The organism is Autumnicola patrickiae, from assembly GCF_031846525.1.
Classification (GTDB): domain Bacteria; phylum Bacteroidota; class Bacteroidia; order Flavobacteriales; family Flavobacteriaceae; genus Autumnicola; species Autumnicola patrickiae.
This window is the reverse complement of record NZ_JAVRHM010000002.1, coordinates 237494-245308: the sequence shown is the minus strand read 5'-3', so window position 1 is coordinate 245308 and position 7815 is coordinate 237494. Positions and strand designations below refer to the sequence as shown.

Annotated in this window: 6 protein-coding genes; 2 read left to right on the top strand and 4 right to left on the bottom strand. The window is 37.1% G+C overall.

What is annotated here, in order from left to right:
• The first annotated feature begins 217 nt into the window (after positions 1–217).
• Entirely contained in the window at positions 218–1567 is a 1350-nt protein-coding gene (locus RM549_RS03815) for an FAD-dependent oxidoreductase (protein WP_311681642.1), read from the top strand.
• Between the two features lie 72 nt (positions 1568–1639).
• Here the strand turns inward: RM549_RS03815 and msrA are convergent, their stop codons facing one another.
• The 3 genes from msrA to RM549_RS03800 form a co-directional block, all read right to left on the bottom strand.
• Positions 1640–2299, bottom strand: a complete 660-nt coding sequence (msrA, locus tag RM549_RS03810; RefSeq protein ID WP_311681635.1) for a peptide-methionine (S)-S-oxide reductase MsrA — start codon at positions 2297–2299, stop codon at positions 1640–1642.
• A 192-nt stretch (positions 2300–2491) separates the two neighbouring features.
• On the bottom strand, positions 2492–3271 hold the full coding sequence (locus RM549_RS03805) for a zinc ribbon domain-containing protein (protein WP_311681618.1): 780 nt from the start codon (positions 3269–3271) through the stop codon (positions 2492–2494).
• Between the two features lie 2 nt (positions 3272–3273).
• Positions 3274–4368: a Nif3-like dinuclear metal center hexameric protein gene (locus RM549_RS03800; RefSeq protein WP_311681609.1), complete on the bottom strand. Its 1095-nt coding sequence runs from the start codon at positions 4366–4368 to the stop codon at positions 3274–3276.
• Positions 4369–4450: 82 nt separating this feature from the next.
• On the opposite strand from RM549_RS03800, the gene lpxK reads away from it, so the two are divergent.
• The gene (lpxK, locus tag RM549_RS03795; RefSeq protein ID WP_311681594.1) at positions 4451–5455 is read left to right on the top strand and encodes a tetraacyldisaccharide 4'-kinase; all 1005 of its coding nucleotides are present in this window, start codon (positions 4451–4453) and stop codon (positions 5453–5455) included.
• A gap of 97 nt (positions 5456–5552) precedes the next feature.
• Here the strand turns inward: lpxK and RM549_RS03790 are convergent, their stop codons facing one another.
• Complete coding sequence (locus RM549_RS03790) at positions 5553–7793, bottom strand: ATP-binding protein (protein WP_311681588.1); 2241 nt, start codon at positions 7791–7793, stop codon at positions 5553–5555.
• Positions 7794–7815 lie beyond the last annotated feature (22 nt).

The following is a 7815-nucleotide window of genomic DNA, read 5'->3' as shown; positions in this document are numbered from 1 at the left end:
ATTCTTAATAGATTTTACTGTTATTAACCCTTATTTATGCATTTTTAAAAATACATTGTGATTTTTATGATGATTACTTAAAATTATCCTTCGGCCATGATTGTGAGTTTTTGAGAATATTGTCTCTCTAAGACCTGGAAGGCGCAATTCATAATAAATGAGTATTTTCGTAGCGTGATATGCAGCCTACACCGCTTTGCATAACAAAAGTTTATACATGCAGAAACAAAAAAGTATTGCAGTAGTCGGTTCCGGACTTGTGGGATCTTTGCTGGCCCTATATCTAAAAAAGCTTGGGCACGAGGTTACTGTCTTCGATCGACGACCGGATGTTAGAAAGGTAGAATTTTCAGGTAGATCTATAAATCTTGCAATGTCTAACAGAGGCTGGAAAGCTCTGGAAATAGTAGGAGTCGAGACAGAAATTAGAAAACTCGCTCTTCCTTTGGATAAGAGAGCAATGCATGTAAATAATAAACCACTTTATTTTCAGAAATATGGAAAAGAAGGTGAAGCAATTTTCTCTATTTCCCGTGGCATTTTAAATCGAAAGATGATCAACCTCGCAGAAGACGCAGGAGTGAAATTCCGTTTTGAAGAAAAGGTTTGGGATATTAATATGGAAGAGGCAAAATTATATACAGGAGAATCGGAAAAAGGAGAGTGGGAAGAATATAATTTTGATCTTATTTTTGGAGCAGATGGGGCGTTTTCGCGCATTCGTCACAAGATGCAGCGGCAGAGTCGTTTTGATTATTCCCAGCATTTTATTGATGTGGGATATAAAGAGCTTCGGATTCCTGCCAATGAAGACGGCAGCCATAAACTCGATAATGCATCTTTTCACATTTGGCCACGGGGTAAGTTTATGCTTATTGCCATGCCTAACCAGGATGGGAGTTTTACCTGCACACTTTTTATGCCTTTTGAAGGAGAAGTGTCTTTTGAAAGTATTACTACAAAAGAGAAGGCAGAGAAATTCTTTGGTGAATTTTTTCCCGATATTAAAGATGAAATTTCTAATTTAAAGCGGGATTTCTTCAGAAACCCTACCAGTGCGATGGTAACCATCAAATGTTTTCCATGGACTTTTAATGATAAGATAGCATTGGTCGGTGATTCGGCGCATGCAATTGTTCCATTTTATGGACAGGGCATGAATGCCGGTTTCGAAGATATTTCAGTTTTGTTTGATAAGATTCAGAAATTTAAGGATAACTGGCAGCTGATCTTTGAAGAATATCAGAATGAGAGAAAGCCAAATACAGATGCTATTGCAGAGCTTAGCTACAGAAATTTTATCGAAATGAGCAGCAAAACTGCTGATCCCGATTTTCTTCTTCGGAAAAAAATTGAAAACCGGTTTGGTGAAAAACATCCTGAAAGCTGGATTCCTATGTATTCCCGTGTCACTTTTTCAGATAAGCCTTATGCTGAAGCTCTGGCATTAGGAGAGAAGCAACGGAAAATTATGGATGAGGTCATGGAAATGCCAAATATCGGCAGTAAGTGGGATGATAAGGAGGTAGAAAATAAGATTTTAAAACTCCTGGCTCAGTCAGAATAAATCAAGGCCACAATCATCTCTCCTTAAAAATGCCATATAATATTTAAAAACCTAAAAAATTTTTGAAGGTTATTAATGAGCATCAGCTTTCAGGATCTCCGGAAATTTATTTTTAAACCTGTTAAGTCTGGGAATGGAAACATTCTGAATATAAGGGTTGTTTGGATTATTTTGTTCGTAGTCCTGGTGATAATCTTCTGCCACCCAAAATTTCTGAAATGGAAGTACTTCTGCAGCGATAGGCTCCTCATAATTTTGAGCTACCTGCGATTTTACTTCTTCAATAATTTCTTTTTGTTCCTGGTTTTGATAAAATACAATAGAACGGTATTGGGATCCCCTATCCGGTCCCTGTCCGTTTACCTGCGTAGGATCCTGGGATCCAAAATAGACTTCTACTAAAGTCCTGAAATCAACCTCTTCGGGATTGTAAATAACCTCTACAGCTTCGGCATGGCCTGTTCTCCCTGTATTACTTTCTTCATACGTAGGGTTTTTTGTATGTCCTCCGGCATAACCTGAAATTGATTCGTCCACTCCTTCAATACTTTCGTAAATTGCTTCTACACACCAAAAGCAACCGCTGGCAAAATAAGCACGTGCCATTCCATCTTCAGTAGTAACTTCTATAGGTTCTGCATTGGCAATTTCCGGTTTTGTGACAGATTCTTTTTGTGCCTGATTTCCGCAGGCCATAAAAAATATTAGAATTAAACTTAAGAAGCTTTTCATAGTTTTTTAGTTTTTCAAAATCACAGTATTACTATCCCCAGGGGAATTTACTGCAGAAATTTTTTATTTTAAAGATAACTTTTTAGACCGTAAATATTGTAAAACAGATGTTAATCCCAGTTCCCAATGGATATAAAATAAAAAAGCTGCCGAATTTTCGGCAGCTCTGTATTTTGGGTTTAAAGAAATGAACTAGAACCTATTGAAAAGTCCGTCCATTTTTTCCTGCTCTTCCTTAGCTAATTCTTCATCAACCAGGATACGCCCACTATGTTCATCTGTAATAATCTTTTTTCTACCGGCAATTTCCATAATTACCTGCGGCGGAATGGTAAAGTAAGAACCTCCTGAAGCACCACGCTCTACGGGTACAATTGCAAGACCGTTTTTAACGTTGGTTCTAATTCTCTTATAGGCCTTTACAAGACGTTCTTCAATGTTTTGCTCGTATTCCTTAGACTTGTTAATAAGAGCCTGCTCTTCCTTCTCAGTTTCAGCAAGGATCTCATCTAACTCATTCTTCTTGTGTTCAAGATGTTTCTTTCTTTCCTCAACACGCTCTGTTGTCTTGGTGATAACCTCTTTCTTCTGTTCGATTTGAGCTTTATATTCTTTAATGTTTTTCTCGGCAAGTTCGATTTCCAGTTCCTGAAACTCTACTTCCTTGCTTAGAGCATTAAATTCGCGGTTATTTCTAACGTTCTTTTGTTGCTCAGAATACTTTTTCATCGAAGTTTTTGACTCATCAATAAGGTTCTTCTTACTTTTGATGTCATTCTCGATTACTTCAATATCGGCTTCTAATTTTTCCAAACGCGTGTTCAATCCTGCTACTTCGTCTTCCAAATCTTCAACTTCTAAAGGAAGTTCGCCACGTACATTTCTAATTTCGTCAATTCTGGAATCGACTAACTGAAGATTGTACAATGCTCTTAACTTCTCTTCTACAGTAACATCGTTTTTTTTTGCCATAGTTATATATACTTGATAGGATTGGTGTTTGTATCTGCTAAAATAAATGCAAAATTACGAATTTTTTTGCTAAGAAATGAATATAGTAAATTTTTTGTGAATTGCTCGCTTTCATAGTGACCAATATCTGCTAAAATCAGCTGTTTTTCAGCCTTGTAGAAGTCATGGTACTTTAAATCTGCAGTAATATAAATGTCTGCTCCGGCACGCCTGGCATTTTCAATAGCAAAACTTCCGCTACCGCCCAGGACCGCTACTTTTTTTATCGTCTTTCCCAACAATTGAGAATGCCGGACTATTCCTGCATTAAAAATTTCTTTTACAGATGTGAGGAAATCTTCTTCGGAAATTTCATGTTCGAGCTCGCCAATCATTCCCATTCCCAAATGTTGATGTGCGTTTTCCAAAGTGGTGATCTCATGTGCAACTTCTTCATAAGGATGATTATTAAACAAAGTCTGAAGGATTTTCGATTCCAGATGAGCCGGGAAAGTCACTCCAATTTGAGTTTCTTCTTCAAAATGAAGTTGGTCCAATTCTCCAATGGTAGGCTTGGCATCTTCATTTGGTTTAAAGCTGCCTAAACCCTGCACGTTAAAACTGCAATTATTGTAATTCCCTATGCTTCCTGCTCCGGCTTCAAAAAGCGCAATTCGCAATGCTTCAGCATCTTTGTTGGGAACAAATGTGGTGAGCTTCTTAATGCTGTTTTTACGGGGGATTAGAATCTTGCGGTTAACAAGGTTCAGCTTTTCGGCAATCATGTCGTTAACACCTTTATGCTGATTATCTAGTGCGGTATGGATTGCGTAAATGGCTATATTATGCTGAATCGCCTTTATAACCGTCCGCTCTACATAATTTTTTCCGTTTAATTTTTTGAGTCCGGAGAAAATAATTGGATGGAAGCTGATAATTAGATTACAATTTTTGTCGATTGCTTCATCTACAACATCTTCAAGGGTGTCAAGAGTTATTAAAGCACCTGTAGCTTCAGTTTCGACATCGCCTACGAGTAGACCAACATTGTCAAAATCTTCGGCATAATTTAGAGGGGCAAACTCTTCTATATGTTGTATAATCTCCTTTATAAGCATAATTTCCTATTTTTGGATTCCGATTTAGTTACCATCGGCTTAAGTAAAAGCGATTCAAAGATAAATATTATACCTTGGTTCCATGGCGATATTCCGAAAATTACTCTTTCCGTTTTCCCTGCTTTACGACGGGATTACCCGGACCAGGAATGAATTGTACGATCAGGAAATCCTGAAATCTGAGAAATACGATCTTCCTGTGATTTGTGTGGGAAACCTGAATACTGGTGGCACCGGAAAATCTCCGATGATCGAGTACCTCGTGAAACTCCTTATTTCAGAATATCGTGTTGCAACGCTCTCGCGCGGTTATAAAAGAAAGACCAGCGGATTTTGGCAATTATCGGGCAAAGAAACTGCGGCAGAAGTGGGGGACGAGCCACTTCAGTTCAAAAGGAAATTTCCAAATGCTATTGTAGCTGTAGATGCAGACAGAAGAAGTGGAATTGCAGAATTGATAAATAAAAATGCAGAAGTTATTCTGTTGGACGACGCTTTTCAACACCGGAAGGTGCAGGCCGGACTTAATATTCTCCTTACTTCCTATAACAACTTATATTCTTCAGATTTAGTGCTACCTGCCGGAAATTTGCGGGAATCAAGAGAAGGTGTAAAAAGGGCAAATATCGTGATAGTAACAAAATGCCCAACGGATATTGGAGCCGCAGAGATGGAGAAAATTAGAGTAGCTCTTAATTTGAATAGAAATCAGAAGCTGTTCTTTAGTTATATTTCTTACGCTGAAAAAATTATTTCAGAAAATTCTGAAATCACGCTGGATTTCTTGCAGGAGAAAGAATTTGTCCTAGTCACAGGAATAGCAAATCCAAAACCATTGGTAAATTATTTGAAGGATAAAAAACTTAATTTTCAACATCGGAAATTTCCGGACCATCACCATTTCAAAGAGAATGAAATCAAAAGTTTAGCTCGGGAGGGACTGATTCTTACTACAGAAAAGGATTACGTGCGGCTAAAAGAGCAGCTTTCTCCCTCTACATTATTTTACCTACCCATCGAGACAAAACTTATTAAAAATCAGGAAGAGTTTCACAGGGAGATATTAGAGTTTGTAAAAACAAAATGAGGTACTTTCGCACCTCATTTTTGTTTTGGCTAATTCAAACTATATTTCTTTAATATAACTCGATTAGCTTAATCTTTTCAAAGCTTATGCCAAACTTTTATACCGGAGTTTTAGCACTGGCGGCAAGATACCTGTTGATCTTGTGAAAGAATTCTTCGGTTTTGTAAGGTTTTGGGATTATGTCGTTAAATCCGTTCAGGTAAAATTCATCCAGATTTTCATCTAAGGTAACAGCAGTTAAAGCAATAATTGGTATTTCCTCGTTAAACTTCCTGATTTCAATTGTAGCTTCAATTCCACTAATCCCCGGCATGTGGATGTCCATAAGAATGAGGTCAAAATGATTATTGTGAACTTTTTCTATTGCGATTGTGCCATTATCAGCCACATCACAAATAACCTTATTTTTCTCAAGAATTTTCCTGGTGATCATTTGATTGATCTTGTTGTCCTCAACTATTAATATACGTTTATCGATCATAATATCGTTTGAGAGTGCAACAGGCTCTTGTTCCTTTGTTGGTTTCGCATGGGTAATGGCTACATTATCAAGCGCTTCAAATCTTAATTCAAACGTAAATTTAGAACCTTTGCCAAGGTCGCTTTCCAGGTTAATTTCGCTATTAAGAAGTGTAAGAAGATTCTTTACAATAGATAAACCGAGTCCTGTTCCTCCAAATTTTCGATTTATCTGAGTAGATCCCTGGGTGAAGTTTTCAAAAATTGCTTTTTGTTTTTCTTTGCTTATTCCTTCCCCGTTATCCTTAATTTCAAAAGCCAGATATACAGTTTTGTCTACCTGTTTTAATTTAAAGACACTTATCCAAATATCACCATTTTCAGTAAACTTGATGGAATTACCAATTAAATTAATTAAGATTTGAGAGATTTTTAAGGGGTCTCCTTTTAATTTATTTGGAATAGAATCATCAAAGTTGAGATGTATGCTGGTGTTTTTTTCGTCTGCGGAATTTTTTAAAGCAACAAGTACATCAGAAATACGTCTTTTTAAATTAAAGGTCGTTTGTAACACTTCGACCTTATTTGCCTCTAGTTTGTTTAAATCAAGAATATTATTAATAAGTGAAAGCAGGTATTCTCCTGAAAATTTGAGGGAATTAAGATGTTCCTTTTGATTTTCTGTAGGACTTTCTTCCAGAAGTAAATGCGTAAGACCTGTAACAGCGTATAATGGAGTACGAAGTTCATGAGTTATCGTGCTTAGAAATTGTGCCTTTGCGAGGGAAGCTTTTTCAGCATTTTCCTTTGCTATGGTAAGTTCTGAGTTCTTTTTTTGCAAAAGATCATTCGCACGTGCTCTAAGATTATTGTTCTTATATAAAGATAAAGTCAGCAGGGATAAGATTGTTATAAGCGCTACACTTAAGATCGTGGTGAGCTTATTTACTTTGAGCGATTTTTCCTGCTCCGCATTCTGAAGCGTTAAAGCACTTAGCGTATTTTTGAGGGCGTCCTTTCCATACATAGCGCTTGCTTCCCTGCCCAGTTCTACATCATTTAAATGATAAATTATAGAATCCTGGGCCTCCATGCTCTTTCTTAAGTAAGCAAGAGCTTCATCTGGTTGATTCTTTGCTTCATGAATCGCGCTTAACCTTCTGTTGCCACTTATCATTACTCCTGCAAAACCATTTTCATGAGCCAGATCCAGTGCCTTTTTAGCACTTTCTTCAGCTTTATCAAGATTAGCAAGTAATAAGTAAGCAGTAGACCTGTAGTAATCCAGGCGGCTTTTTTCATACTTATTGTCGCTATTCTCCAGATAAATTTCAGCATTTCTGAAATGAGTTAAGGCATCTGAATAATCATTTCCACGATGGAGCGCAAGGACACCTCGATTAATAGCGACCAGACCTAATTGCTCCTGGTTATTATTTTTGTCGTAAATTTTTTCTGCACGATCTAGATATTTCTGGGCTTCTGAATATTTTTTCTGTAGATCTAATATCTTGGCATATTGTATATAGCTATAGGCGAGCCCAATATTATCTCCAATTTCCTCCTGGATTGCTATTGCCCGTTTAATATGTGTATTGGCGCTATCATATTCATGCTTAATGTACCGCAGGTTAGCAAGAATATTACTTGATAGTGCAATATATCTTTTATGATTAATACTGCGGGAAAGGACGATAGAGGAGTCCAATTTTCTGATGGCAGAATCGAAATTATATCCTATAATGGAAGATTCCGCACCACTTAATAATTCCTGGATCTGGTTGCTTATTTCCTCTTCGTTTTTTACTTCCTGGCCCTGAAAGGCAAAGGTCGAAGAGCAAAAAAAAGAAAGAAAAATAAAAATGCTTAAGTTCTTCATTTGGGCTTGTAAAGTAGCAACT